The 26,555-nt window shown below is 67.3% G+C and carries 28 protein-coding genes; 10 read left to right on the top strand and 18 right to left on the bottom strand.

All coding sequences use genetic code 11. The features are described from left to right. Nucleotide 1 precedes the first annotated feature (1 nt). The 3 genes from ACEN9H_RS15030 to ACEN9H_RS15040 form a co-directional block, all read right to left on the bottom strand. A complete protein-coding gene (locus tag ACEN9H_RS15030) occupies nt 2-232 on the bottom strand; it encodes a DUF6139 family protein (RefSeq protein WP_056129697.1) in 231 nt (76 codons plus the stop codon). Between the two features lie 111 nt (nt 233-343). Continuing rightward, on the bottom strand, nt 344-544 hold the full coding sequence (locus tag ACEN9H_RS15035; RefSeq protein ID WP_056129694.1) for a hypothetical protein: 201 nt from the start codon (nt 542-544) through the stop codon (nt 344-346). Between the two features lie 161 nt (nt 545-705). Further along, complete coding sequence (locus tag ACEN9H_RS15040; RefSeq protein ID WP_413675407.1) at nt 706-1,668, bottom strand: methyltransferase domain-containing protein; 963 nt, start codon at nt 1,666-1,668, stop codon at nt 706-708. A 153-nt stretch (nt 1,669-1,821) separates the two neighbouring features. On the opposite strand from ACEN9H_RS15040, the gene ACEN9H_RS15045 reads away from it, so the two are divergent. Beyond that, the gene (locus tag ACEN9H_RS15045; RefSeq protein WP_413675408.1) at nt 1,822-3,135 is read left to right on the top strand and encodes a diguanylate cyclase domain-containing protein; all 1,314 of its coding nucleotides are present in this window, start codon (nt 1,822-1,824) and stop codon (nt 3,133-3,135) included. Between the two features lies 1 nt (nt 3,136). Here ACEN9H_RS15045 and ACEN9H_RS15050 read toward each other — a convergent pair whose 3' ends face one another. The 7 genes from ACEN9H_RS15050 to mltG form a co-directional block, all read right to left on the bottom strand. Continuing rightward, nucleotides 3,137-3,787: an ankyrin repeat domain-containing protein gene (locus ACEN9H_RS15050; protein WP_413675409.1), complete on the bottom strand. Its 651-nt coding sequence runs from the start codon at nt 3,785-3,787 to the stop codon at nt 3,137-3,139. Between the two features lie 2 nt (nt 3,788-3,789). Next, entirely contained in the window at nt 3,790-4,572 is a 783-nt protein-coding gene (locus tag ACEN9H_RS15055) for a TatD family hydrolase (protein WP_056129685.1), read from the bottom strand. A gap of 98 nt (nt 4,573-4,670) precedes the next feature. Then, nucleotides 4,671-5,189: a GNAT family N-acetyltransferase gene (locus ACEN9H_RS15060; protein ID WP_371766981.1), complete on the bottom strand. Its 519-nt coding sequence runs from the start codon at nt 5,187-5,189 to the stop codon at nt 4,671-4,673. 14 nt (nt 5,190-5,203) lie between these two features. Then, nucleotides 5,204-5,605, bottom strand: coding sequence for a PilZ domain-containing protein (locus ACEN9H_RS15065; RefSeq protein WP_056129679.1), 402 nt, complete (start codon nt 5,603-5,605; stop codon nt 5,204-5,206). A 13-nt stretch (nt 5,606-5,618) separates the two neighbouring features. Then, nucleotides 5,619-6,641 carry a DNA polymerase III subunit delta' gene (locus ACEN9H_RS15070; protein WP_413675410.1) on the bottom strand — a complete coding sequence of 341 codons (1,023 nt, stop codon included), beginning with the start codon at nt 6,639-6,641 and terminating at the stop codon, nt 5,619-5,621. A gap of 2 nt (nt 6,642-6,643) precedes the next feature. Then, complete coding sequence (gene tmk, locus ACEN9H_RS15075) at nt 6,644-7,270, bottom strand: dTMP kinase (protein ID WP_056129675.1); 627 nt, start codon at nt 7,268-7,270, stop codon at nt 6,644-6,646. A gap of 15 nt (nt 7,271-7,285) precedes the next feature. Further along, a complete protein-coding gene (mltG, locus tag ACEN9H_RS15080; RefSeq protein WP_413675411.1) occupies nt 7,286-8,287 on the bottom strand; it encodes an endolytic transglycosylase MltG in 1,002 nt (333 codons plus the stop codon). A gap of 104 nt (nt 8,288-8,391) precedes the next feature. On the opposite strand from mltG, the gene ACEN9H_RS15085 reads away from it, so the two are divergent. The 5 genes from ACEN9H_RS15085 (at nt 8,392) to ACEN9H_RS15105 (ending at nt 13,386) form a co-directional block, all read left to right on the top strand. Further along, nucleotides 8,392-9,450, top strand: a complete 1,059-nt coding sequence (locus ACEN9H_RS15085; protein ID WP_413675412.1) for a YgfZ/GcvT domain-containing protein — start codon at nt 8,392-8,394, stop codon at nt 9,448-9,450. 5 nt (nt 9,451-9,455) lie between these two features. Beyond that, entirely contained in the window at nt 9,456-9,734 is a 279-nt protein-coding gene (locus ACEN9H_RS15090; RefSeq protein WP_413675413.1) for a DUF4936 family protein, read from the top strand. Then, entirely contained in the window at nt 9,725-10,483 is a 759-nt protein-coding gene (locus ACEN9H_RS15095; RefSeq protein WP_413675414.1) for an NRDE family protein, read from the top strand. Before ACEN9H_RS15090 ends, ACEN9H_RS15095 begins: the two co-directional genes overlap by 10 nt. A gap of 83 nt (nt 10,484-10,566) precedes the next feature. After that, nucleotides 10,567-12,405, top strand: a complete 1,839-nt coding sequence (locus ACEN9H_RS15100) for a cellulose binding domain-containing protein (RefSeq protein ID WP_413675415.1) — start codon at nt 10,567-10,569, stop codon at nt 12,403-12,405. 12 nt (nt 12,406-12,417) lie between these two features. Then, complete coding sequence (locus ACEN9H_RS15105) at nt 12,418-13,386, top strand: amidohydrolase family protein (RefSeq protein ID WP_413675416.1); 969 nt, start codon at nt 12,418-12,420, stop codon at nt 13,384-13,386. On the opposite strand, the gene ACEN9H_RS15110 is transcribed toward ACEN9H_RS15105, so the two are convergent. From ACEN9H_RS15110 to ACEN9H_RS15120, 3 genes are all read right to left on the bottom strand, one after another. Further along, a complete protein-coding gene (locus ACEN9H_RS15110; protein ID WP_413675417.1) occupies nt 13,365-14,285 on the bottom strand; it encodes an SDR family oxidoreductase in 921 nt (306 codons plus the stop codon). The genes ACEN9H_RS15105 and ACEN9H_RS15110 overlap by 22 nt on opposite strands. 31 nt (nt 14,286-14,316) lie before the next feature. Further along, a complete protein-coding gene (locus ACEN9H_RS15115; protein ID WP_413675418.1) occupies nt 14,317-14,619 on the bottom strand; it encodes a Dabb family protein in 303 nt (100 codons plus the stop codon). Nucleotides 14,620-14,827: 208 nt separating this feature from the next. Beyond that, nucleotides 14,828-15,028, bottom strand: a complete 201-nt coding sequence (locus ACEN9H_RS15120; protein ID WP_413675419.1) for a DUF1737 domain-containing protein — start codon at nt 15,026-15,028, stop codon at nt 14,828-14,830. 124 nt (nt 15,029-15,152) lie between these two features. Here ACEN9H_RS15120 and ACEN9H_RS15125 point away from each other — a divergent pair, with 124 nt between their 5' ends. The 3 genes from ACEN9H_RS15125 to ACEN9H_RS15135 all read left to right on the top strand — a co-directional run bounded on the left by ACEN9H_RS15125 (nt 15,153) and on the right by ACEN9H_RS15135 (nt 19,446). Continuing rightward, entirely contained in the window at nt 15,153-16,220 is a 1,068-nt protein-coding gene (locus ACEN9H_RS15125; protein ID WP_413675420.1) for a tyrosine-type recombinase/integrase, read from the top strand. A 96-nt stretch (nt 16,221-16,316) separates the two neighbouring features. After that, entirely contained in the window at nt 16,317-18,017 is a 1,701-nt protein-coding gene (locus ACEN9H_RS15130) for an MFS transporter (protein WP_413675421.1), read from the top strand. A gap of 379 nt (nt 18,018-18,396) precedes the next feature. Further along, a complete protein-coding gene (locus ACEN9H_RS15135; RefSeq protein ID WP_413675422.1) occupies nt 18,397-19,446 on the top strand; it encodes a glycoside hydrolase family 5 protein in 1,050 nt (349 codons plus the stop codon). Between the two features lie 18 nt (nt 19,447-19,464). On the opposite strand, the gene ACEN9H_RS15140 is transcribed toward ACEN9H_RS15135, so the two are convergent. From ACEN9H_RS15140 to ACEN9H_RS15150, 3 genes are read right to left on the bottom strand one after another with little or no spacing between them, the layout of a single operon-like run. After that, complete coding sequence (locus tag ACEN9H_RS15140) at nt 19,465-20,061, bottom strand: XAC2610-related protein (protein WP_413675423.1); 597 nt, start codon at nt 20,059-20,061, stop codon at nt 19,465-19,467. 22 nt (nt 20,062-20,083) lie between these two features. Continuing rightward, nucleotides 20,084-21,295, bottom strand: coding sequence for an MFS transporter (locus ACEN9H_RS15145; RefSeq protein WP_056129647.1), 1,212 nt, complete (start codon nt 21,293-21,295; stop codon nt 20,084-20,086). A 36-nt stretch (nt 21,296-21,331) separates the two neighbouring features. After that, a complete protein-coding gene (locus ACEN9H_RS15150) occupies nt 21,332-21,862 on the bottom strand; it encodes a TetR/AcrR family transcriptional regulator (protein WP_413675424.1) in 531 nt (176 codons plus the stop codon). 139 nt (nt 21,863-22,001) lie between these two features. On the opposite strand from ACEN9H_RS15150, the gene ACEN9H_RS15155 reads away from it, so the two are divergent. Continuing rightward, nucleotides 22,002-22,670 (top strand): hypothetical protein, encoded by a 669-nt coding sequence (locus tag ACEN9H_RS15155; protein WP_413675425.1) that lies wholly within the window; start codon nt 22,002-22,004, stop codon nt 22,668-22,670. Here ACEN9H_RS15155 and ACEN9H_RS15160 read toward each other — a convergent pair. After that, entirely contained in the window at nt 22,660-24,747 is a 2,088-nt protein-coding gene (locus ACEN9H_RS15160; protein WP_413675426.1) for a 3-hydroxyacyl-CoA dehydrogenase NAD-binding domain-containing protein, read from the bottom strand. The two genes, ACEN9H_RS15155 and ACEN9H_RS15160, sit on opposite strands and share 11 nt — an antisense overlap. A 63-nt stretch (nt 24,748-24,810) precedes the next feature. Continuing rightward, nucleotides 24,811-26,463, bottom strand: a complete 1,653-nt coding sequence (locus ACEN9H_RS15165; RefSeq protein WP_413675427.1) for a 3-(methylthio)propionyl-CoA ligase — start codon at nt 26,461-26,463, stop codon at nt 24,811-24,813. Nucleotides 26,464-26,555 lie beyond the last annotated feature (92 nt).

The raw sequence follows: 26,555 nt of genomic DNA on the forward strand, positions 1-26,555 counted from the left end.
GTCAGTGCATCGTCGACGACGTGACGGCGTAGCCTTTTTCCGCCAGCTGGGCGTTCAAATTCTGGATATCGTAATCGGGCAGATGTCCGGCATCGTCGTCGACTTCGAAAGCCCGGGCTTCGACCTCCCAGTCGGTATTCGTGGCTTCCTCGGGGATATTGCGGGTCTCGGGGACGGCCAGGTAAGAAAACTTGCCGTCGTGTTCGGCTCTGCGGTAGATGTCCAGGCGCATAGTCACTCCTTTAAAAGCATGGCTTTCGAATGAAAGCCATCAGTATGGGCACGATAGGCGAATGGTTCGTGTCCGTCTGTTAATCGGCGCACACTGGCCGGACGTCAACTTTCAACGTCTTACGCCCCCACCCAGCACGCGCGCCGGCAGCATGACGATCGCCCGCAGCAGCTCGAAGACGGCCTCGACGCCGATCCCGAGCAGCCGGAACGGCAGCAGCACGAGCCAGACGAGCGGATACATCACGAGCGCCAGCAGCGCGATCGGCCAGCACAGGAACAATAACACCAACCACACGAGGAAACCCAGCATCGTCAGCTCCATCTTTCAGGGCAAGGGCCAGCGCGGCCCGACGATGTGACTGTAGTTGTATGGACGCCAACCCGCAATATTTCTGCGACGGACGGTCAGCGGGGGGAGACAGACGGGGCAAAAACGGGGACGAGCGGACGCCGTCCCCGGCGGGAAAACGGTCAGGCCAGGACGGTGTCGCGGGCCTGCACCGGCACGCCCGCCCGTTCGACGACCGCGGCGCGCATCGACGCTTCCAGCGACGGAATCGACCCGCCCGCGCGGTAGGCAAAGCTCACCTGCACGATGTCGCCAGCCTGCACGTCCAGCGGCGTGGCCAGCGGCAGCATCATGTAGTGGTTCAGCCAGTCGATCGTCGTGCCGCGTTCCTCGACGATGGACAGCACGTTCTTGGTGATGAAGCGCAGCGCGTTCAGGCGGCCGCCCTGCTCCATGCGGAACTGGCCTTCCCATGCGATCGCATCGCCGACGGGCTGGCTGAAATCCATGATCGCATACACGCCCGGCTGCGCCAGCTCGATGGTGCCCGGATAAATCACGTTAGTCGGCTGGAATTGCACGATCGGCGCGTAGAAACCCTCGAAATCGTATTCGAGCTGCAGCGGCTGCGCGGCCATGATGACGGCTTCCGGCATGAAGATCGGCAGCGGACCGCCGAAGCGCGCCAGGTAGCGCCGCTTGAACGACTCGATCACCTCCACCTGCTTTTCGCGCAGCATGCCGACGTGGATCATTTCGCAGATGACGAGATCGACGGGTTCCGGCGGCAGGTATTCGAACGCATCCGCATGGATGACCTCGACCTTGTGGCCGTTCGGGTTCATGGCGAGGAAGCGGCGCGCCTCGCGCACCATGTCCGGGTTGAACTCGACGCAATAGACCTGGGACGCGTTCTGGGCCGCGAAGTACGACAGCACGCCCGTGCCCCCGCCCAGCTCCAGCACCTTCATGCCCGGCTTCACGGCGTGGTAGATCGCGGACTTGAAGCTGTGCATGCGGTTATGGTCCATCAGCATGTTGTGATGGTAGTGGACCGGAATAAACTGCCCCAGGTAGCAGCTTTCGATTTCGCGTTCGTTGAGCATGTGTTCCTCTGTGTCGGAGTGTGCCTGCATTATCTCCATGCTTTTATGCAACTGATGCGCCGAGCTGACAGGGATTTGCCGGCCAGTTTGTCGGATCGATGGAACAGCCGGCCGGCGATGCATAAATAGCTTGACCTTTTTCCATGCGGGAATGCTAGTATTTTCCCACCGCTGTTTCCGTTAGCAGGCCCAATGGTCCAATCGATCCGTTCCCTGTCGGCGAATATTGCCGACCTGTTGCTGGACGTCGTTTTCCTGGTGGACCGGCGCGGCATCATCGTGGACGTCAGCGCCGGGTGCGAACGCATGCTCGGCTATCGTCCCACCGAGCTGATCGGTCAATACATGCTCGATTTCGTCGTGCCCGAGGACCGCGCCATCACGTGCATGGAAAGCGCGCGCGTGCAGGCGGGCCAGGAACGCGTCGGCTTCGAGAACCGCTACCTCCACAAGGACGGCCGCCGCGTCGACGTCATGTGGTCGGCGCGCTATATCGCGGACCACGGCCTGCGCCTGGGCGTCGGGCGCGACATCAGCGCCCGCAAGCGCGCCGAACGGCGCCAGGCGGCGACGTACGCGATTTCCGAAGCGGTCTACCACGCGGGCGACCTGGCCGGACTGTGCGGCGAGATCCACGCCATCCTCGACCGCCTGGTCGGCGCGCCCGGCATGGTCGTCGTCAGCGACCCGACCCCGCAGCACGGCTTCAAGATCATCTACCAGCGCGACCACGATCCGAAGACGCGCCTGCCGTCGCGGGCCTGCCTCGCGCGCTGGCGCGCGACGGCGACGGCGCCGGACAGCGTCGCCTCGGACGCCGTGCGCCACGTCGGCGGCGGCCGCCTGAACACGTGGCTCATGATCGACCTGGGCGGCCCGGCGGGCACGATCGGCGCGCTGCTGCTGCGCGACCACGCCGGCACGGGATACTCTCCCGCCGACCGCGGCCTGCTGCACTTCGTCGCGGCCCAGGTCGGGCTGGCGCTGGAGCGCAAGCGCCTGCACGACGACCTGATGCGCTCCGCCTGCCACGACGAGCTGACGGGCTTGCCGAACCGCCGGCTGTTCTTCGACCGCATCCGCACGGCCGTCGCGCGGGCGCGGCGCTGCCATTCGCGGCTCGGCCTGCTGTACGTGGACGTGAACGATTTCAAGCAGGTCAACGACTGTTACGGCCACGCGGCCGGCGACGCGCTGCTACGGGAAGTCGCGGCGCGGCTGGTGGAATGCGCGCGCGAATCGGACACGGTGGCGCGCCTGGGCGGCGACGAATTCGTGCTGCTGCTGGAAGACCTGCAGGCGCCCGAGGACGCGGAACACTGCGCCGACAAGATCCGCGCCGCGCTCGTGCGGCCCGTGCCGACGCAATGCGCGCCGCTGCACATCGGCGTCAGCATCGGCATCGGCCTGTTCCCCGATCACGCGGACCAGGTCGAGACGCTGCTCATGCATGCGGACGCGCACATGTACACCCGTAAGCGCGCCCACAAGTGCGGAGAAAGCTAGCTCAGCGGGCAGGCTTGACCTGGGTGTCGAGCTTCGCCGCGATGGAGGCGTGATCGGCCCGGCGCGCGATCTCGGCCGCCGTGAGGCCTTCGCCATTCTTCAGTGCCGGATCGGCACCCTGGCCGAGCAGGAACACGGCCGTGTCCTCGTGGCCCTCGCGCGCCGCCATCATCAGCGGCGTGAACTTGCCGCTGGCCGGCGGCGATTGCGCATCGATGCGGGCGCCGTGCGCGAGCAGCAGGCGCGCGATGTCGTCATCGCCGCTCGCGGCCGCGTAGTGCAGCGGCGTCCAGCCCGGACGGTTGACCGCGGCGCCTTTTGCAATCAGCGCTTCGGCGGCCGGCTTGTTGTGCTTGTACGCGGCCATCATCAGCGCCGTGTTGCCGTTCAGCGCAGGCGCATCGACGTTCGTGCCCGGGTGGCGCAGCAGCGCGTCGAACACCTGCATCGCGCCTTCGCGCACCGCCAGCACGAGGGGCGGTTCGCCGCCGACGGGGTTGCCCCGGTTCGGATCGACCTTGCCCATTAGCGAGCGCACCGTGCGCGCATCGTCCATCTGCACGGCACGGAAGAAGTCGCTCGTCTGGTCGGCCAGCGCCAGGGCGGGTGCCGCCAGCGCGGCGGCGAGCAGGATCGATCGAAGAAGGGTCACGGTCAGGTCCTCGCGGTCTTGAACAGGTTGAAGAAATTCTCGGTGGTACGGTCGGCGATCTCGCGCAGCGGCACGTCCTTCAACGTGGCGAGATATTCCGCCACGTGCGCCACATAGCCCGGCTCGTTCATCTTGCCGCGGAACGGCACGGGGGCGAGGTAAGGCGAATCCGTCTCGATGAGGATGCGGTCCAGCGGCAGCGCCTGCGCCACCGCCTGCAGGTCCTTCGCACTCTTGAACGTCACGATGCCGGAGAACGAGATATAGAAACCCATCTCGATGGCGGCCAGCGCCACGTCGAGCGACTCCGTGAAGCAGTGCATGACGCCCGCGACACCGCCCTTGTCCGTGCCAGCACCTTCTTCGCGCATGATACGGATCGTGTCTTCGCTGGCCGAACGCGTGTGGATGATCAACGGCTTGCGCGTCTCGCGCGACGCGCGGATGTGCGTGCGGAAACGCTCGCGCTGCCATTCGAGGTCGCCTTCCAGCCGGTAATAATCGAGACCGGTTTCGCCGATCGCGATGACCTTCGGGTGGTCGGCCAGCTCGACGAGCCGGGCGACGGTCGGCTCGGGCGTGTCCTCGTAATCGGGGTGCACCCCGACGGACGCATAAATGTGCGGATATTGCTCGGCCAGCGCGAGCACGCTGGGGAACTCCGGCAGGTCGACGGAGACGCACAGCGCGTGCGAGACCTTGTTCTCGGCCATCTTGGCCAGGATGTCCGGCATCCTGGCGGCCAGTTCCGGGAAATTGATGTGGCAGTGGGAATCGATATACATCCCGATATTGTAACCCGTCGTTCCCGCGGAGGCGGGAACCCATGCTCACCGAATTCTGTGGCTCGGTATGGATTCCCGCGTGCGCGGGAATGACGATGTCAGGCCACCCGTTTGCCGAGGATGATCAGGTCCCGCTCGATGCCATCCAGGTTCGCCACGCGCGGAAAATGCGCCCACGTATCGAACCCATACTTGCGGAACAGGGCCAGGCTCGGCACATTGTGGCCAAAGATGAACCCCAGCAAGGTATGCACGTTCACATTGGGCGCGAACGCCATCGCCTGTTCCAGGCAGTAACGCCCGACACCCTTGCCGCGCCATGCTTCGGCAATATAAATCGACAGCTCGGCCGTGCCCGAGTACGCCGGTCGGCCATAGAAATTCGAGTACGAGCACCAGCCGATCACGGCCGGCTCGTCCGACGTATCGGCCGCGTCGTGGATCACCCACAGCGGCCGGCGTTCCGGCGTGTGGTCGTCGAACCAGCCTTCGCGCGACTGCACGGTGACGGGTTCGGTGTCCGCCGTGACTTCGCGCGAGGCGATGGTGGAGTTGTAGATGTCGACGATGACGGGCAGGTCTTCCCTGCGGGCGAGGCGGTGTACGTAGGACGGCATGGTGAACCAGGAAGTTACAGGGTATGGGTAGCGCGCGACGAACGCAGCGCGGCGCCGAGGATTTCTTCGATGCGTAGGCGGGCGCGCTGCCCGGTCTCGTCGGCCGGGAAGTGCACGCCGATGCCTTGCGCCTTGTTGTTGTTCGCGCCGGCCGGCGTGATCCACGCGACCTTGCCGGCGATCGGGTATTTGTTCGGATCGTCCATCAGCGACAGGATCAGGTAGATCTCGTCGCCGATCTTGTACGGCTTGTTGGTCGGCACGAACATGCCGCCATTCTTCAGGAACGGCATATAGGCCGCATACAGGGCGGCCTTTTCCTTGATGGCGAGCGACAGTACGGACGGCCGCGCCGGCTGGGGCGCGTTCGGATCGGCGGGCAGGCCGCTGATCGGACCGTTCGGCGATACGCTCATCATCTTCCTTTCATCACACACCGCAGCGGGCAGTGTAATCGAGCAACATGTCTTCGACAAACAGCTTCGGCGACAAGGGGTGATCGGCCACGGCGCGGCGCTCGTTCGTGGACTTGATCGCCTGCATCAACTGGGCGACGTGCACCCGTCCGGCCAGCGCCGCCAGTTCCCGCTGATATCTCGGATAATACCGGATCACGCCGGACAGCTTGTACGAAAACACGTCATACAGCCACCGCTGCTGCCACGCGACGAGGGCTGCCAGCGGCGCCTTGCTCAATTTGTCGGCACTGCGCAACGCGGCGTCGACGCTCGGTTGCGCGAGCACTTGCAGCAGGCCGTCAAGCTCTTCGCGGCTTCCCGTCTCGGCCTGTGCCAGCGCCGCGAGCGGTGCGCCGCCCTGCTCGCGCAGCCACCCGTCCGCATCGGTGACGCCCTGCGCTTCCAGCCATGCGAGTGCCTGGGCGTGATCCGGCATCGGCAAGGCGAACTTGCGGCAGCGCGACAGGATCGTCGGCAGCAGCCGGTCCAGCCCGTTCGATGCCAGCAGGAACACGGTGCCCGGCGGCGGTTCCTCGAGCGTCTTCAGCAGGGCGTTCGACGCCGGCATGTTCAGGGCCTCGGCCGGGTACAGCACGACAACGCGCAGGCCCTGGCGGTGCGTCGAGATGTTCATGAAATCGGCCAGCGCACGCACCTGCTCGATCTTGATCTCTTTCGACGCCGTCTTCGACTTGGCCTTTTTCTCTTCGGCCGGCGCCTCGTCGCCCTCCGCGGACGGCGCTTCGTCTTCCATCGCTTCCGGCCGCACGCGGCGGTAGTCGGGATGGTTGCCCTGGACAAACCAGCCGCACGACGCGCATGTGCCGCACGCGTGGCCGTCCGGCCTCATGTTTTCGCACAGCAGCGCCTGGGCGAACGCCTCGATGAAATCGGACTTGCCGATGCCGGCCGGGCCATGGAACAGGATCGCATGCGGCAGCCGCACGCGCATCGCCTGCAGCCGCGTCCATGCGTCTTCTTGCCAGGGGTACATGCTCACAGCCAGGTCTCCAGCGCGGCCTGCAGCGCGGCGCGCACTTCAGCGATCGTCTTCGTCGAATCGATGACGACGATGCGTCCATTCGACGCCGCCGCGCGGCGCAGGTATTCGCCCCGCACCCGCGCAAAGAAATCGGCCTGCTCCATCTCGAACTTGTCGAGCGTGCGCGAGGCCGACAGGCGGGCCTTGGCGACATCCAGCGGAACGTCGAACAGCAGGGTGAGGTCAGGCTGCAAGTGCGGATGCACCCACTGCTCCAGCGCCTCGAGCTTGGCGCGATCGAGACCGCGCCCGCCGCCCTGGTAGGCGAAGCTGGCATCCGTGAAGCGGTCGGACAGCACCCAGTCGCCGCGCGCGATCGCCGGTTCGACGACTTGCGCGACGTGCTCGCGCCGGCTGGCGAACATGATGAGGGCTTCCGTCTCGAGGTGCATTTTCTCGTGCAGCACGAGGTCGCGCAGTTTTTCGCCGAGCGGCGTGCCGCCCGGCTCGCGCGTCGAGACGACCCGCTTGCCTGCGCCTTTCAGCAGCGAGGTGACGTAGCCGATGTGCGTCGACTTGCCGGCGCCGTCGATGCCTTCGAAGGTGATGAAACGCCCGCGGGTGGCATCGGTTTGATTCATGACATTCATTCGTGATTACTGTGACTGGTTGCGCTGGTACTGGTTCACGGCCTTGTTGTGCTCGTTCAGGTTGACCGAGAAGTGGCTCGTACCATCGCCGCGCGACACGAAATACAAGGCTTCCGTCTTCGCCGGCGCCGTCGCGGCGGCCAGCGATTGCACGCCCGGCAGCGCGATCGGCGTCGGCGGCAGGCCGGCGCGCGTATAGGTATTGTACGGGGTGTCGGTCTCGAGGTCCTTCTTGCGGATCTTGCCGTCGTATTTCTCGCCCATGCCGTAGATGACGGTGGGGTCGGTCTGCAGCAGCATGCCCGCCTTCAGGCGGTTCACGAAGACGCCCGCGATCATCGCGCGTTCGCTCTTCTGGCCCGTTTCCTTTTCCACCAGCGACGCCATGATCAGCGCCTGGTACGGCTCCGTGTACGGCAGGCCCGGGTCGCGTTTTTCCCACGCGGCCTTCAGGCGCTTCATCATCATCTCGTGCGCCTGCTTGTAGATCGACAGGTCGCTCGCGTTCTTCGCGAACAGGTACGTATCGGGGAAGAACAGGCCCTCCGGCGCCTTGTAGTCCGGGGCGATCTTCGCCAGCAATTCCTGGTCGGACAGCTTCGCCGTCTCGTGCTTCAGGTTCGGGGCCGCGTCGATGGCTTGCCGCATCTGGCGAAACGTCCAGCCTTCGATGATCGTCAGCGATTCCTGCGCGAACTCGCCGCGCACGAGCTGGGTGAGCAGACGGCGCGGCGACGTATCCGGCTTCAGCTCGTAGCTACCGGCCTTGATCTGGCCCGCCTTGCCCGTGATCCGCGCCAGCACGCCGAACAGGAACGGGTTGACGGGCACGCCGGCCGTCGCCATCTGCTGCGCGGCGCCGGCCACGTGGCTGCCCTGCGCGATGGCGAACGGGATGACGGCCGCGTTTCCCGGCGTGATCGGCTGCCTGCTCCACCACTGGAAGCCGGCGCCGGCACCGACGGCCACGATGACGCCCGTGACGATGAGTTTTTTTATGAATGGCATGCTGGACCTGGTTTTTTGCCGTCGTCGGCGCATTTTCGAAGGCGAACTTATAATGAGGCCGTAATCATAAAGCCGATACAGCCAAACCGGAAATAATTCGTGTCATGAACCATTGGATCGAACATCTCGCCACCCTGGGCGCCCGCTTTCAACCCGACAGCCCGACGCAGGTCGAGGATTTCGGCCGCGTACTCGCCACCGCCGACCTCGAACAGGGCTTCGCCGCCCCCGTCACCGACCTCGGGCTCATGGGAGTGTCCGGCGAAGACGCCGCGAGCTTCCTGCACAACCAGCTGACCAACGACGTCGAACACCTCGGCCCGTCCGAAGCGCGCCTCGCCGGCTATTGCACGCCGAAGGGCCGCCTGCAGGCGACGTTCCTGATGTGGCGCGATGCAGAAAGCATTTATCTGCAGCTGCCGCGCGCCATCCAGGCGCCGCTGCAGAAGCGCCTGACGATGTTCGTGCTGCGCGCGAAAGCGAAGCTGCGCGACGCCACCGACGAGGCGCGTAACGCGGCCGTCCTCGGCCTGGGCGGCGCAGCCGCGGCCGACGCGCTCCGCGCCCGCGCCGGCACCCTGCCCGACGCACCGTACGCGAAAGTCGACGGCGAGGCCGGCACCGTGATCCGCCTCGCCGATGCATTAGGCCAGCCGCGCTACCTGTGGCTGACGACGGCGGATGCCGCCATTGCGGCGCTGGCCGCGTGGAAGGACACGCTCGCGCTGGGCGGCAACGCGGCCTGGCAACTGGCGGCGATCCACGCCGGCGTGCCGCAGATCGGCCCCGGCACGCAGGAACAGTTCGTGCCGCAGATGGTCAATTACGAACTGCTCGGCGGCGTCAATTTCAAGAAGGGCTGCTATCCGGGCCAGGAAATCGTCGCCCGCAGCCAGTACCTCGGCAAGCTGAAACGCCGCATGGCGCTGGCCACGCTCGCCAATGCGGCCGCGCGTCCGGGCGACGAAGTCTTCTCCGTCGCCGACCCGGACCAGCCGTCCGGCATGATCGTCAACGCGGCGCCGAACGGCGCGGGCGGGGCCGACGTCCTCGTCGAGATCAAGCTCGCGGCGCTGGACGGCGAGGTGCGGCACGGGTCCGCCGGCGGCACGACGCTGGATTTCCTGCCGCTGCCGTACGCGCTCGACGCACTCGACGTTTGACGCACATGATCGACCTGTACGTCTATTACAAGGTGCGCGAAGCCGACGCCGCGGCGCTCGCGCCGCGCGTGCGCGCGCTGCAGGCCGGCTTCGGTGTGCCGGCGCAGCTGAAACGCCGGCCCGACGTGCGCGACGGCCTGCAGACCTGGATGGAAGTCTACCCCGGCGTGGACGATGCCTTTCCCGCGCGGCTCGACGCCGCGGCCCGCAGCGCCGGATTCGCAGGCCTCATCGAGGGCCCCCGCCGCGCCGAAATTTTTACGGATCTCCCAACATGTGCCTGATCGTTTTTGCCTGGCGCGTGATCCCCGGCCTGCCGCTGGTCGCCTGCGCCAACCGCGACGAATACTATGATCGTCCCGCCACCCCGGCCGGCCCGTGGCCGGACGCGCCCAACATCATCGCGGGCCGCGACCTGCGCGGCGGCGGCAGCTGGATGGGCGTGACGAAGGATGGCCCGCGCGGCCCGAAATTCGCCGCCCTCACGAACATCCGCTCTCCCAGCGACTGGCGCACGGATGCGCCCACGCGCGGCGCCCTCGTCGCCGATTTCCTCAAGGGCGACGACGATGCGCCGGCCTACCTCGCGCGCATCGCGCCGGATGCCGATGCCTACAACGGCTTCAACCTGATCCTGGGCGACCGCGACGGCATGTACTGGTTCTCGAACCACGCCGGCGACGACCCGCGCAACGGCCAGCCGCTGGAACCCGGCATCTACGGCGTGTCGAACGGACTGCTCGATGCGCCGTGGCCCAAGGTCGTGCGCACGAAGGCGACGTTCGCCAGCCTGCTGCTGCAGGGCGCGCCGGAAGAAGCGTATTTCGAGATGCTGGCCGATACGACGCGCGCACCGGACATGCGCCTCCCGGACACGGGCGTTCCGCTCGACCTGGAACGGCAGCTGTCCGCCGTCTGCATCGAGATTCCGGGTTACGGCACCCGCACGTCGACGGTCGTGAAACTGTACGGCGATGCCGAGCCGGAGCTGCACGAACGCATCCTGAAACCTTGCGACCAGGCCGCGGCCTGAGTGATTGCCCCTCTGGTGGGGGCAGGAATTTCCGCAGCGCACTGCTAACCTTGTTGCTCTACAGTAACAACAAGGAGTGGAGCATGCGCAAGGCAATCAAGGTGCTGGCAGGGCTGACGCTGATGGCGGCCCTGCCGTCGTTCGCCGCGACCCCGGGTACGCAACCGAAGTGGGTCACCGGCTACTACGGCGGCTATTTCTGGGACAACGCCGACTATCAGAAACCCGAGCACGTCGACATGACGGCGCTGACGCACTTCGTGTTCGCCCGCATCGGGCCCGGTGGAGGCAAGTCCGGCCAGCCGGGCGAGGTGGTCCCTGGCGCGGGCAACGCGCACGACAACCGCGACGTGGGCCCCGGCGCCGCGTACGACTGGACGGTCGAGGAATTCCTCGTCAAACGCGCGCACCAGGCCAACATCAAGGCGCTGATCATGCTGGGCGGCGAAGGCGACAACGCGGGCTTCCTCGCGTCGACCGCGCCCGCCGTGCGGCCGGCGTTCGTGAAGAACCTCGTCGACTACATGGTCGCGAAGGACTACGACGGCATCGACGTCGACTGGGAAGGCCTGGACAGCAAGAACCCCGACGAGGCGGCGCTGCTGGAAGCCCTCGTGATCGACCTGCGCAAGGAGGCGAACGCGCGCCCGCGCTACCAGGACCGCCCGGTGATCATCACTTACCCCGCCGGGAACATCAACACGAACATCGACAAGGTGACCCCGCACGACGTGCGCATGGCGGGCCTCGTCGACCAGTACAACTTCATGAGCTACGGCGTCGGCTGGTTCGGCCAGGGCTGGGCCAGCAACACGTTCTCGCCGCTGACGGGGCACACGCCGAGCCGTCCCGTCTCCATCGCCGGCACCATCCAGGCGTATGTCGATGCGGGCGTACCGCGCGCGAAGCTCGGCATGGGCATCGGCTTCTACGGCGCGAACTACGCGCCGCCGTACACGGGACCGGACCAGGAGACGGACGGCGACCTCGGCAAGTGGTCGGTGCTCGACTACCGCTGGAGCTACACGATGCTCCACAAGTACGGCTACCTGGACAAGGGCATCTACGCTTGGGACGCGCCGACGCAGACGAGCTACCGCGTCTACCCGGGCGGCTACACGCCCGTGGGCCGTCCCGACTGGCCGAGCGGCTACATCAGCTACGAGGAACCGGCGACCATCGCCGCGAAAGGCGCGTGGGCGCAATCGACGCGCGACGGCGAAGGCGCGGCCGGCACGATCATCTGGCTGGTCAACTACGGCACGACGGACGGCGTCGACAATCCGCTGCTCACCGCCGTGAAACAGGCGTTCCTCGACCCGACGGCGACAGAGCCCGGCCCGTACCCGAATCCGCTGCCGCCCCCGCCGCCGCTGGACCTCGAGACCCGGCTGGATGCATCGAACGACTGGGGTACCGGTTATTGCGGGACCTTGACGGTGACGAATGTCGGCGCGACGGCCGGCTACTGGAGCACGACACTGCCGTTCAAGGACAAGCTGACGTCGCTGTGGAACGCGCAGTACACGCTGGAGAATGGCGTCCTCGGCCTGCAGGGGCCGGCCTACGACCGCAAGCTGCGTCCGGGCCAGTCGACGCAGGTGGGCCTGTGCGCGGCGCGTCCGGCCACGCCGGCCGAGCCGCCCCCGCCGCCGCCCGCCGGCGCCCTCACCGCGCGACTCGTGATCACCGCCGACTGGACGAGCGGCTACTGCGCCAAGGTCGCCGTCACGAACAACAGCGCCGTCAAGGTGGCCGGCTGGACCGTCGACGTGGCCAACGTCCAGGGCACGCTCTCCGGGCTGTGGAACGGCAGGTACACGATGGACGGCACGACGATGCACCTGTCCGGCCCCGATTGGAACCGGGACCTGGCAGCCGGCGGCACCAATGACGATGCGGGGTTCTGCGCCAGTCGCTGATACACTGGCCGGATGAACGCCATCCGCGCCCTCGCCGCCGCGCTGTTTTTCGCAAGTGCGGCGCACGCCCAGACCATCCCCGCCGGGGACTACCACCAGCACGTGTTCAGCGCGGCCGAAATCGCCATGATCGGCCCGTCGGCCGGGTTGGTGCCGCTCGATGCGGACCAGCTGGTCCCGCTGCTCGACGCGGCCGGCATCAGGCGGGCCGTGCTGCTGTCCATCGCGTACATGGCCGGCAGCCCGTCCCGCAAGGTCGACGACGAGCTGGCGAAGGTGCGGATGGAGAACGACTGGACGGCCGCGCAGGCGGCCCGCTATCCGGGCCGTCTGATCGCGTTTTGCAGTTTCAATCCCTTGAAGGAGTACGCGCTGGCGGAACTCGAGCGGTGCGCGAACACACCGGGCCTGGACCACGGCATCAAGCTTCACATCGGGAATTCGGACGTGCAGCTCGATGATCCGGCCCACGTCGCACGGCTGCGCCAGGTGTTCGCGGCCGCGAACGCGCACGGGATGGCCATCGTCATCCACCTGCGCGCCAACATCGGCAAGAAGCGGCCGTATGGCGCGGCGCAGGCGCGCATCTTCCTCGACCAGGTGCTGCCGGCCGCGCCGGACGTCGTCGTGCAGGTCGCCCATTTCGCCGGATCCGGTCCGGGCTACGACGATCCGCCCGCGCAAGCCGCGATGGCCGTGCTGGCGGACGCCGTCGAGAACCACGACCCGCATGCGAACAACCTCTGGTTCGACGTCGCCTCGATCGTCGACCGCGACATCAGGCCGGAGACGGCGGCACTGGTGGTGAAACTGATCCGCCAGGTCGGCGTCGGGCGCGTGCTGTACGGGACGGACTCGGCGCAGGGCGCCAACCTGCGGCCGCGCGAGTCGTGGGCCGCGTTCCGGAAACTGCCGCTGTCGCCAGCGGAATTCGCGCACATCGCCGCGAACGTGCCGCCCTACTTTCCCGAGCCGCCTTGACCCTTCATGGCGGCCTTCAGCATGCGCGTGAATTGCGGCGTGGCCGCGTAGGGATCGGCCGGCGGCTGGCCGTGCATGATGGCGTCCGTGCGCTGGGCCACGCCCTGCAGCGCCTGCGGATGCGTGAAGATATAGAAATCGCCGCGACGGATGCCGTCGAACGTGATGCGGGCCACGTCCGCCGCAGTCGTCTTGCCCGACGCGACGGCCTGTTCCAGCAGCGCCTGACCCGCCTGCTGGCTGGACGTCGGCGGCCCGTCGTGACGGAGTTCGCCGGGACGGTGCCGCGCCGAGTGCGCGATTGCCGTCGGCACGAAATACGGGCACAGGACCGACACGTCAATTGCCGCATCGACAAGGCGCAGGTCGTGGTACAGCGTCTCCGACAGCGCGACGACGGCGTGCTTCGACACATTGTACGGGCCCATCACGGGCGGCACGAGCAGGCCCGCCATCGACGCCGTGTTCACGATATGGCCCTCGTAGCCGGGATCGCGGCGCGCGGCGTCGAGCATCAGCGGCGTGAACACGCGCACGCCATGGATCACACCCCACAGGTTCACGCCCAGCACCCATTCCCAGTCGGCTTCCGTGTATTCCCAGATCAGGCCCGCCGTGCCGACGCCGGCATTGTTGAACAACAGGTGCACCCCGCCGTAGCGGATCATCGCCGCATCGGCCAGCTCTTCGACGTGCGCAGCCTTGCGCACGTCGCACACCATCGCCAGCACGTCGGCGCCGCCGGCTTGCAGCGCGTCGGTCGCCTGTTCGAGCGCATGCGCATCGACGTCGGCCAGGACCAGCTTCATGCCCAGCCGGGCCACCTCGTTAGCGAACTCGCGTCCGAGTCCGCTGCCGGCGCCCGTGATGACGGCCACCCGTCCCGCAAAATTCTCCATGGGGCCCTCCCCGTCGTCGTTACTTCACACGTCAGACTTCGTAATCCATACACTGGCGCCCTTCACGGATCGCGCCAATGAACGGCACCACCGCCTGGTGCACCGGATGCTTGATGTAGGCGTCGAGTGCGGCCTTGTCCTCGAACTCGGAATACAGCACGACGTCGTACGTGGCTTCCAGGCCGGGCTGGGCGATGACGACCTCGAACTTGATCTGGCCCGGGACGATGCTGGCGCATTCGTCCAGGCGGCGCTTCATGTCGATGGCGTTGGTGGCGCGGTCGGCGCCTTCGGCGTGGTCTTTCAATTTCCACATGACGATGTGCTTGAGCATGGATTTCCTTGGTAGCGTACGGTTTTTGACTGTCGCGACGTCCCGTTCCGAGGATGCCGCGCCCTCATTATAAGAGCGATAAGGCGCGCCTGCCCTCGTCCGCTGGTGGCGGGGTTGGGTTTTGGTGAGCCGCCTGTCGGTTAGTTGCAGAATACCGGAACGGAGTCCGGCGCCAGTGGTCGCCGGGCGGCTGCCGGGCGGCCGAGGCTTACGCGATCGAGGACCGCGTGCCGGGCCAGATGACGGCCTGTGCCACGATGACGGATTCGCCGTTGAAGGTCGCGGCGGGCGAGCCGTACAGCACATAGCCCTGCTCGAGGGCCGCGCTCACGCGGCGGCAAAACGTGGCGTCGTCCGGGCCGGTGAGGATACGGTACGCTGGAAGACCTTCGGGCGGATGGTCGGACATGGTGAGCTCCCGTGCGATGTGCGTTGATGTAAAGATCGTCGAGTATATTGCCGAAACTACAGTCTTGCTGGCCGCAGGCCCTCTACCTGCGCCACAAGTCGGTTAGTTGCAGTATGATGGAACCATGAGCCATCCACCTGCCCTTGCCGACTGGGACAAGCGTCCCGTCGAGGCCTTCGCCGCCTTCGTCGTCACGCCCGAGTTCGTCCTCACGTCCAGCCGCCAGCGCGACGTGCCGCTGCCCGTGTCGAAGGAATCCGCCGCGATCTACCGATTCATGTTCGGCAAGTTCGCCGCGTGGATGCTCGAACGCGGTCTCAGGATGTCGACCGTGAACGCGGCCGACCTGCGCCGCTTCATCGAACTGTCGAAGGACGGCCGGCGCGACCTCAACAGCAAGATCGCCTACCGCTACCTGCGCCTGCTGGAGCGCTGCTTCGATTACCTGGACCGCGCGCCGAACCCGGCCCGCCAGGCCATCATCGCGACGGACCGCGCCCACCTCGCAGAGGACGCCCCGATGACGGCGTTGAGCGCGGACGACTTGCAGCGCTTCCTGGCCGCCCTCCCCGCCGGCCGCACGGAAGACTTGGGGGGCCACGCCGGCTGGAAGCGCCGGCGCGACCGCGCGATGCAGGTCGTGATGGCGCTCGCCGGCCTGCGCGTGGCGGAAGCCATCGGCCTGCTGCTGGACGAAGTGGGCCGCCAGCCGGACATCGACGGCGCCATCACGCTCGACATCACCCCGGAAGCGAAGCACCGCACGAGCTACGAGCACACGACGACGCTGCCGCAGGCCGGGGTCGCCGAGCTGACGGCATGGCTGAAGGAACGGGCTGAGCTCGAGATTCCGGGTGACCTGGTCTTCCCCGCGAACCTGGAAGGCGAGCCGCTGCACAAGGCGACCGTCTACCGGCAGACGCGCGCGACGTTCGAACGGGCCGGCATTGCGGTGTCGCGCGCAGGCGGGCGCACCCTGCGCAACAGCTTCGCCGTCCAGCAGCTCGAACAGGGCATGTCGCGCAGCGAGCTGACGACGGCGCTGGGCCTGGCGCTGGAGCGGTCGACGGAAGCGTACAAGTACGCGCGGCTGCATGAGGCGCCGGGCGACGACTCGCCGGGCGACGCTTCGCCGGGCGACGCCTCGCCGGACGATCCCGACGCACCCGATCCATCTGTAAGCCCCGCGTAAGTTTCCAGCAAGCGTGCCGTAAGCTTCCCGGCGCACAGTCAGCAGGCTGCCCGCGCCATCGGGCGGCGCACACAATAAACACGACTGGAGACCACAATGGCAATCAACCCCGGCATGGCCGCGGGCGGCAAATCCACGCCGTCCGGCGTTGGGATCACGAAGGAAGAGCGCAAGGTCATCTTCGCCTCCTCGCTCGGCACCGTCTTCGAATGGTACGACTTTTACCTGTATGGTTCGCTGGCGACCGTGATCGCCAAGCAGTTCTTCATCGGCGATCCGACCACCTCGTTCATCTTCGCGCTGCTCGCCTTCGCGGCCGGCTTCATCGTGCGCCCGTTCGGCGCGCTCGTGTTCGGGCGCCTCGGCGACATGATCGGCCGTAAGTACACCTTCCTCGTCACGATCATGATCATGGGCGGCTCCACGTTCATCGTCGGCCTGCTGCCCGGCTATGCGTCGATCGGCATCGTGGCGCCCGTCGTCCTCGTCACGCTGCGGATCCTGCAAGGCCTCGCGCTGGGCGGCGAATACGGCGGCGCGGCCACGTACGTCGCCGAACACGCGCCCGACGGACGCCGGGGCTTCTTCACGTCGTGGATCCAGACGACGGCCACGCTCGGCCTGTTCCTGTCGCTGCTCGTGATCACCGGCGTGCGTGCCGGCATGGACACCGCCGCCTTCGACGCGTGGGGCTGGCGCATCCCGTTCCTCGTCTCCGTGCTGCTGCTCGCCGTCTCGGTGTGGATCCGCATGTCGATGAGCGAGTCGCCCGCGTTCGCGCGCATGAAGGCCGAGGGCCGCACGTCGAAGGCGCCGCTGAGCGAAGCGTTCCTCACCTGGAAGAACGGGAAGATCGCGCTGGTCGCGTTGCTGGGCGTCGTGATGGGCCAGGCCGTCGTCTGGTACACGGGCCAGTTCTACGCGCTGTTCTTCCTCACCAAGACGCTGAAGATCGACGACGCGACGGCCAACATCCTGATCGCGATCGCGCTCGCGCTGGCGACGCCGTTCTTCATCTTTTTCGGCTCGCTGTCCGACCGCATCGGCCGCAAGACGATCATCATGGCCGGCTGCCTGATCGCCGCGCTGACGTACTTCCCGATCTTCAAGGGCCTCACGCACTACGGCAACCCGGCGCTGGAGACGGCGCTGAACAACTCGCCCGTCGTCGTGGTGGCCGATCCGGCCTCCTGCCACTTCCAGTTCAACGCCACGGGCACGAAGAAATTCCCGTCGTCGTGCGACATCGCCACCGCGCAGCTGACGGCGGCTTCCGTCAGCTACACGCGCCAGGATGCGCCGGCCGGCACCATCGCCAGCGTCAAGGTCGGCGACAAGGTCTACCCGTCGTTCAACGCGACGATGACCGCGGACGGCCTGAACTTCGACCAGGCCAGCAAGGACCGCGAGGCCGCGCTGAAGAAGGACCTGGGCGCCGCCATCAAGGCCGCCGGCTATCCCGCCAAGGCCGACCCCACGCAGATCAACAGGCCGATGATCGTGCTGCTGCTGTTCGTGCTGGTCCTGTACGTGACGATGGTGTACGGCCCCGTGGCCGCGATGCTCGTCGAGATGTTCCCGACGCGCATCCGCTACACGTCGATGTCGCTGCCCTACCATATCGGCAACGGCTGGTTCGGCGGCCTGCTGCCGACCACCGCCTTCGCGCTCGTCGCGGCGAACGGCAACATCTATTACGGCCTGTGGTACCCGATCGTGATCGCCGTCGCGACCGTCGTCATCGGCACCTTGTTCGTGCGCGAGACGAAAGACAACAACATCTACGCGGCCGATTGACCGTACTGCCATCGCACCGCCTGAAAAAGCCGCCAGCAATGGCGGCTTATTCGTCACGCGTCACGCAAACCAATTCGGGGGCAAAACCAATTCGGGGTCAGAGCACATTTTCGCCAGGATTCGGGGTCAGAGCACATTTCCGAACAATGTCTCAATGCGCAAATCGGCGGGACCAGCCTCCTCGACAGCTCCAGGAGATCTCTCTCGACGTCGACATCGATCTTGCTTCGGTGCTCTAGCCCAGAAAAGTGCTCTGACCCCGAATTTGCCGAAAAATGTGCTCTGACCCCGAATTTGAATGTCTCGTTGTCGCACGCTTGGCAGGTGGCTGAGATAGCGCTACCATCGTCGAACACAACGATAACGATGGAGACTCTTCATGCTCAAGCTGCCGCGCCTCGCCGCCGCCGTCACGCTCGCCTTTGTCGCGCACGGCGCGCTTGCCGACGATCCCGCCCCCAACCCGCCGCCCGCCACGTCGCAGTTTAAGGAGATCTCGGCGCACGACCAGGTCCGGCAACTGGGCCGCGGGGTCAACGTCATCGGCTACGATCCGTTCTGGCAGGACGGCGCCAGGGGCAATTACAAGGAGGAGCACTTCGCGAAGATCAAGGCGGCCGGGTTCTCGACCGTGCGCGTCGTGCTGTTCGCGTTCCGCGCCCTCGACGCGCAGAACCGCCTCGATCCGAAATGGCTGAACCGCCTCGACTGGGTCGTCGCCACGGCCACGAAGCACGGCCTCAACGTGATCGTCGACGAACACGATTTCGACGACTGCTCGAAGGACGTCGCCGCCTGCATGCCGAAGCTGAAGGCCGTCTGGAGCCAGCTGGCGGAGCGCTACCGCAACGAGCCGAACACGGTCGTCTTCGAACTGCTCAACGAGCCGCACGGCCAGTTCGACGCGGCCACGTGGAACGCCAGCTTCCCGCAGGTGCTGGCCATCATGCGCAAGACGAACCCCACGCGCAACGTCATCATCGGCGGCGTGCGCTGGAACAGCCGCGACACGCTGAAGGATCTGGCGCTGCCGGCCGCCGACAAACACCTCATCGCCACGTTCCACTACTACGACCCGTTCCCGTTCACGCACCAGGGCGCGTCGTGGGCCGATGAACCGATCCGCTCGACGACGGGCATCCGCTTCGGCAAGCCGGCCGAGATCGCGCAGATCGACAAGGATTTCGCGGCCGTGAAAGCATGGAGCGATGCGAGCGGCCGCCCTGTCTTCCTCGGCGAATTCGGCGCCTACGACAAGGCCGCGATGGACGACCGCGTGCTGTGGACGGCGACCGTCGCGCGCACGGCCGAGAAATATGGCTTCGCGTGGGGCTACTGGCAGTTCTCCAGCGACTTCGTGCTGTACGACTTCAAGAAGAACGAATTCGTGAAGCCGATCCTGAAGGCGCTGGTGCCGGCGACGCGCTGATCCCGCAGGCGGGCGACATCAGAATCGCTTCGTGCAATTCCTGCGCACGCGTTTCCTGCCGCCCGCGTACGTCGTGTCGACGTGCTCGTAACACGAGAACGCGCCGGTGTCCCTGTCGTACAGTGGCCGCACGCTGTATCCGTTCGTCTTGACGAGCCGCCCCTTGCGCCAGCAATAGCGCTCGCCGCCGACATCTTCCGCCCCGCCTTTCCAGTCGCCCGTCACGCAGCCCGGATCGCGGCCGTCGACGCTGATATTGCCGATCGCCGACAGCGCCTCGTTGAACACGAAGCGTCCGCGCACGCGATCGTAGAGGTAGACCGTGCTGCTGGTATTGCCGATGGGTGCGACGTCGCTCGTCACGACGAGGTCCGGACAACCGTCGTTGTCCAGGTCCTGCGCGAACAGCCCGTCGTCGCCGTAGTGGTTCGTCACCCCGTCGAGCACCTGCACGGTCCGTGACGAGCGCGCGTCGACGACGTGGACGCTGCCCGCGGACCGCGCGTCCGCATCCTTCGGCACCCAGCGGAACGCGACCTGCGCGCCGCAACCTCGACCGGCCGCCAGGGCGACCAAGGGAACAAGACACCCCAGCAGAAGGATCGTTTTCTTCAACCAGCCCTCCATCGAGAATCGTTTACGCGGCCGGCGGCAGCCCGGCCATCGCGCCGCTGCCCCACGCCCGCATCCGGTTCGCCGCCCACGCCGTCAGGATCGCGCCCGTCAGCAGCACGAGCCGCGTGTCGACGAGCGTCAGCACGGCGCCCGCCGCCGCCATCAGGATGTTCGCGAGGCAGAACGTCGTCGACAGCAGCCCCATGACGGCGCCCTGTCCGTGGCCGCCGCCGAAGCGGTCCGCGGCCCACGCCTGCACGACGGCGTTGTAGAACGCATGCGGGAGCCCGAACGCCATGATGCCCACAAGGCCCACCCACAGGTGGCCCACGCCGAGCGAGCCGATGGCCAGCGCCACGCACGCGGCCAGCCACGCCGCGCGGCGCATCGGTTCGGTGCGGCTGGCGCGGCCGGCGAACAGCGCGGAACACGTCATCAGGCCGCACATGCCGACGTTGACGAGGGCGATCGCGCGCGTGTCGTAATGACCCACCTCGACGAGCCACAGCGGATAGAACTCGTAGAACGCCGTCACGCCGCACGTGTACGCGAGCTGCACGCCGAACAGCGCGCGCAGGCCGTCGTGGCGCAGCAGGTTGAACGCGTGGCGTTCGCGCGCGACGCTCCACCACGACGGCCCGGCCGCGCGCGGCTTGCGTTCCAGCGCGAAGCCGACCAGCGCCGCGCCCAGCAGCAGCGCGCCCGCGGCGATGTAGAACGGGATCGTGAGGCCCCACGCGATCGTGAACCCGGCCAGCAGCGGCCCGACGAGCCAGCCCAGGTGCAGCGCGCCGTTCAGCCACGACAGCGCGTGATTGCGCAACGGGCCCTGCAGGCGGTCCGCGAGCATCGCGCGCACGATCGCGCTATGGCCCTCCAGCAAGCCCGTGCCGAAGCGGGCGACGAGAAACAGCGGATAGGAGCGGCTCGCCAGCGCCCACGCCGTCAGCACGTGCCCGATGGCGGCACCGACGGCCGTCACGAGCAGCAGCGGCCGGCGGCCGTAGCGGTCGGACAGCGACCCGAGCACCGCGGTGCCCAGCAGCAGGCCGATCGGGTTGACCATCAGCGCCAGCGCGAACAGCAGCTTCGGCGGCAGGCCGAGGAAGTGCGTCAGGCTGTCCGGCGCGCCGTTCACGAACAGCGGCGGCAGGATGGGATAAGGCAGCGACGCGCCGGTCGTGGACAACAGTCCGAGCAGGCAGGCGGTCGCGATCAGGAGAGCGTTCTTCATGGCGGACAGCCTAGCACGGCGCGCACCCTGAGCGCATCAGGGGCATTGGCCCGGCGTGGCCGCGGCGGCGGACAAGCGCGCGAGTTCCTCGGCGAGCACTGGCGCCGGCACGCCGCTGCCCTGCATCCACAGTGCGAGCGCCGCGAATTGGCCTTCCGCGCACGCGAGCGCGCGCACGTCCGCGCGCGGCCCCACCACGCCGCGGGCACGCAACCCGGGCAAGATCCGCGCCGCCAGCAGGCGCGCGATGCGCGAGCGCAGCGGCTGTTCCAGCAGCACGCGCACCGCGCCGGACCGTTCGCGCACGTGTTCGATCAGCGCCAGCAGGGCCGCCGGATCGGGCGGATCGGCCGCCAGCACGCGCAGCGGCCAGTCCATCGACGCGGCCAGCAGGTCGTCCTTCGTACGGAAATGTTCGTACAAGGTGGAGCGGCCGAGATCGGCGCGCTCGGCCACCGCCGTCATCGCGACGGCGTCATAGCCCTCGGCCATCAGCAGTTCGATGAACGCCCCCACGGCCGCCTTGCGCGTGCGCTGCCGGCGCCGGTCTTGCACGACTTCTTCCATCGCATCTCCATGAGCGGACATCAGCGGGCGTAACCGGACATCCAGGCGGTTTCGTCCACTAACGGACGGCGCGGCCACACCATCCGCCAACGCGACGCCCGCCGCTGGTCCAATATGGTTTTCGACCGAAAGGACCGCCATGATAGCAGCCGACCGCACGCCCCGTTCCATCCCGCCCGCCGCCTGGGCCCTCGCCTTCGCGGGCGCCGCGATGGTCGCCCTCCTCTTCCACCATCCGGTCGTCGCGCACGGCACGGGCTACGCCGACACGCTGGCCGCGCTCGTGCGCCTGGGCGACCGCGCCGCACGTGTGCACGGCGCCCTGTTCGTCGCCTGCGGTTTCCTGCTGTACGGCGTGATCGCGCTGGCGCAGACGCTCGGCCCGCGCCGTCCCGCCATCGTGTTCGGCGTCGCCTGCCATGCGCTGGGCTGCGCGGCCGTCGGCGGCGCGATGCTGGGCGACGGCTTCATCACATCGAGACTCGCCAGGGTCGCCATCGAGCAGGGCTGGCCGCACGACGCCACGGTCGCGGTGTTCGCGCTGATCGCCATCGCGATCCAGGTGCTGACCAAGGCGGGCCTGATCGGCATGGGCGCAGGCATGTGCTGCCTGTCGTGGGCCAGCCCGCGCGCAGCAGACGGCAACTGCACGCTGCTGGCCGCGCTGGCGCTGCCGGCGGGCCTGGGCACGGCGCTCGCGGCCGCGAGCGGCCTGCACATGCACCCGCATTCGCTGATGCTGCTGACTGGCGTGCAGGCGCTGTGGTACGCGGGCGCCGCGCTGACGTTATGGCGTGTCAGCCGTTGAAGGTCTTGCCCTCGCCCGCCAGGCGGACGAGCAGGGGCGCCGGCGTCCACGCCTCGCCGTGGTAGCCGCGCGCATACTTCTCGACGGCCGCCAGCACGGTCGGCAGGCCGACGGTGTCCGCATAAAACATCGGACCGCCGCGGAACAGCGGGAAGCCGTAGCCGGACAGGTAGACCATGTCGATGTCGGATGCCCGGAGGGCGATGCCCTCTTCCAGGATCCGCGCGCCCTCGTTGACCAGCGCGTACACGAGGCGCTCGACGATCTCCTCGTCGGAGATGACGCGACGCGCGATGCCCAGGTCGTGCGAGTGTCGCACGATCATGTCGTCGACCCACGGCGATGGCCGCGGCGTGCGGTCGCCCGCCTGGTAGTCGTACCAGCCGGCGCCCGTCTTCTGGCCGAAGCGGCCCTGTTCGCACAGCAGGTCGGCCGTCTTCGAATATTTCACGTCCGGCGACTCCACGGCGCGGCGCTTGCGGATGTACCAGCCGACGTCGTTGCCGGCCAGGTCGCCCATGCGGAACGGCCCCATCGCGAAGCCGAAGGCCTCGATGGCCGCGTCGACCTGCTGCGGCAGCGCGCCTTCGTCCAGCAGGAAGCCGGCCTGGCGGATGTACTGCTCGACCATGCGGTTGCCGATGAAGCCGTCGCACACGCCGGCGACGACGCCCGTCTTCCTGATCTTCTTCGCCAGCGCCAGCGCGGTCGCCAGCACGTCCTTGCCGGTCGCCGCGCCGCGCACGATTTCCAGCAGCTTCATCACGTTGGCGGGGCTGAAGAAGTGCAGGCCGATGACGTCCTGCGGGCGCGCCGTGAACGCGGCGATGCGGTTCAGGTCCAGGGTAGACGTGTTCGACGCGAGGATGGCGCCCGGCTTCATCGCCGCATCCAGCTGGCGGAACACGGACGCCTTCACGTCCATGTCTTCGAACACGGCTTCGATGACGATGTCCGCCTGGGCGATGTCGGCGAAATCCAGCGTGCCACGGATGAGACCCACGCGCTCCCCGGCCTTGTCCGCCGCCAGCTTGCCCTTCCTGACCGTGTTCTCGTAATTCATGCGGATGGTGGCCAGGCCCTTGTCGAGCGCTTCCTGCTTCGTCTCGAGGATCGTCACGGGAATGCCGGCGTTCGCGAAATTCATCGCGATGCCGCCGCCCATCGTGCCGGCGCCGACGACGGCCGCGCTGCGGATCGCGCGGACGGGCGTGTCGGCCGGGACATCCGGCACCTTGCTCGCCGCGCGCTCCGCAAAGAACGCATGGCGCAGCGCCTTCGATTCCGTCGTCTGCGTGAGATGGATGAAGCGCTCGCGCTCGAATTTCAGGCCCTCTTCGAATGGCTTTTCGACGGACGCCGCGACGGTCTCCACGCATTCGACGGGCGCCGGGAACGGCCCCGCCGCCACTTTTACGCGGGCCCGCGCGGCGGCCAGGAAGCCTGCCGCATCCGGATGGCCGACCTGGCGGTCGCGCACCTTCGGCAGCGGCCGCACGTCGGCGACGCGGCGCGCGAACGCGACCGCGCCCGCGACGAGGTCGGAGCCGGCCGGCAGCAATTCGTCGAACAGCAAGGTGCCGGCCAGCTTGTCGGACAGCACCGGCGTGCCCGTCACGATCATGTCCAGCGCCGTCTCCAGGCCCAGCACGCGCGGCAGGCGCTGCGTCCCGCCGGCGCCCGGCAGCAGGCCCAGCTTCACTTCCGGCAGCGCGATCTGCGCACCCGGCAGCGCCACGCGGTAGTTGGCGCCCAGCGCCAGTTCCAGGCCGCCGCCCATGCACACCGTGTGGATCGCGGCGACGACGGGCTTCACCGAATTCTCGACCGTACGGATCAGCGTGTGCAGAGTCGGTTCCGTGAGCGCCTTGGGCGAGTTGAACTCGCGGATGTCGGCACCGCCCGAAAACGCCTTGCCGGCGCCGGTGATGACGATGGCCTTGACGGCCGGATCCCGCGCGGCGCGATCGAGGCCTTCGACGGCGGCGGTGCGCGTCGCGAGGCCGAGGCCATTGACGGGCGGGTTGTTCAGCGTGATGACGGCGACGTCGTCGATGACCTGGTAGTCGGCGCTCATGGGTCTCCTTGCATGGGTGTGATTGTCGGTGGCGACAATATAACCGTTAAAAGAACGGTCGTGTTATTTTTGGCACGCGCCGGGCAGGCGGTAGTCGCGGAACTGCTCGCGCAAGCGGTTCTTCTGGATCTTGCCGGTCGCCCCGGTCGGCAGGGACTCCACGAACAGCACGTCGTCCGGCATCCAGAATTTCGCGACCTTCCCATCGAAGAACCGCAGCAGCTCCGCGCTCGTCACCTCGGCTTCCGGCCGCCGCACGACGACGAGCACGGGCCGCTCGTCCCACTTCGGATGCCGCACGCCGATGCACGCGGCCTGCAGCACGGCCGGGTGCGCCATCGCGATGTTCTCGAGGTCGATCGATCCGATCCACTCGCCGCCGGACTTGATCACGTCCTTGCTGCGGTCCGTGATCTGCATGTAGCCGTCCGCGTCGATGGTCGCCACGTCGCCGGTCGGGAACCAGCCGTCCTGCAACGCGTCGCCGCCCTCGTCGCGGAAATAACGGGAGATGATCCACGGCCCCTTGACCAGCAGGTGACCGAAGGTAAGCCCGTCCCAGGACAGCTCGTTGCCGGCGTCGTCGACGATCTTCATGTCGACGCCGAAGATGGCGTGGCCCTGCTTGCGCAACACGGCGCGCTGCCCGGCGACGGGCAGGTCGCGGTGCCGCGCCAGCAGGCCGCACGTCGTGCCGAGCGGCGACATCTCCGTCATGCCCCAGGCGTGGATGACCTCGATGCCGAAGTGGTCGATCAGGGTGTCCATCAGCGCGGGCGGGCACGCGGCGCCGCCGATGACCGTGCGGCGGAACGTCGAGAACGTGAGCCTGTTCTGCAGCGCGTAATTGACCAGGCCGAGCCAGACGGTCGGCACGCCCGCCGAGAACGTGACGCCCTCGGCCTCGAACAGGTCGTACAGCGACTTGCCGTCCAGCGCCGCGCCGGGCAGCACCAGCTTCGCGCCGGACAGCAGCACGGAATACGGCAGGCCCCACGCGTTCACATGGAACATCGGCACGACGGGCAGCACGACGTCGCGCCCGGCCACGTTCAGGGCGTTGGGCATCGCGGACGCGTACGCATGCAGCACGGTCGACCGGTGCGAATACAGCGCCCCCTTCGGATTGCCGGTCGTGCCGGACGTATAGCACAGCGACGCAGCCGCACGCTCGTCGAGTTCGGGCCATTCATAGTCTTCCGCCGCCGCGGCGAGCAGGTCTTCGTAGCACAGCAGGTTCGGCATGCTGCCGTCGGACGGCATGTGCGCCCGGTCGCTCATCAGCACGAACGCCTTCACCGTCGGGCACAGCGGTGCGATCGCCGCCACCAGCGGCAGGAACGTCAGGTCGAAGAACAGCAGCTGGTCGTCGGCGTGGTTGACGATGTACGCGATCTGCTCGGGATGCAGGCGCGGATTGATCGTGTGCAGCACGGCACCCGAGCCGGACACACCGTAATACAGTTCCAGGTGCCGGTAGCCGTTCCACGCCAGCGTGCCGACGCGCTCGCCCGGCGCGATGCCCTGCGCCCGCAGGACGTTCGCCACGCGCCGCGCCCGCGCTTCGCACTCGCGCACGGTGTAGCGGTGCATGTCGCCCTCGACCCGGCGCGAGACGATCTCGCTGCCGCCGTAATGCCGCGCGGCGAACCGGATGATGCTGGAGATTAACAGGGGCTGGTCCATCATCCGGCCCATCAACGGAACAGGTGTCATCGGTCTCTCGGGGGTGCTTGTGGGAAGTCGAGTTTCGAACGCTCGTACGGAAAACGTCAACGAAATTCGATGCTGCAGCGCAGCAGGTGACA

Source organism: Massilia cellulosiltytica, from assembly GCF_047325105.1.
GTDB classification, from domain to species: Bacteria; Pseudomonadota; Gammaproteobacteria; order Burkholderiales; family Burkholderiaceae_D; genus Telluria; species Telluria orientalis.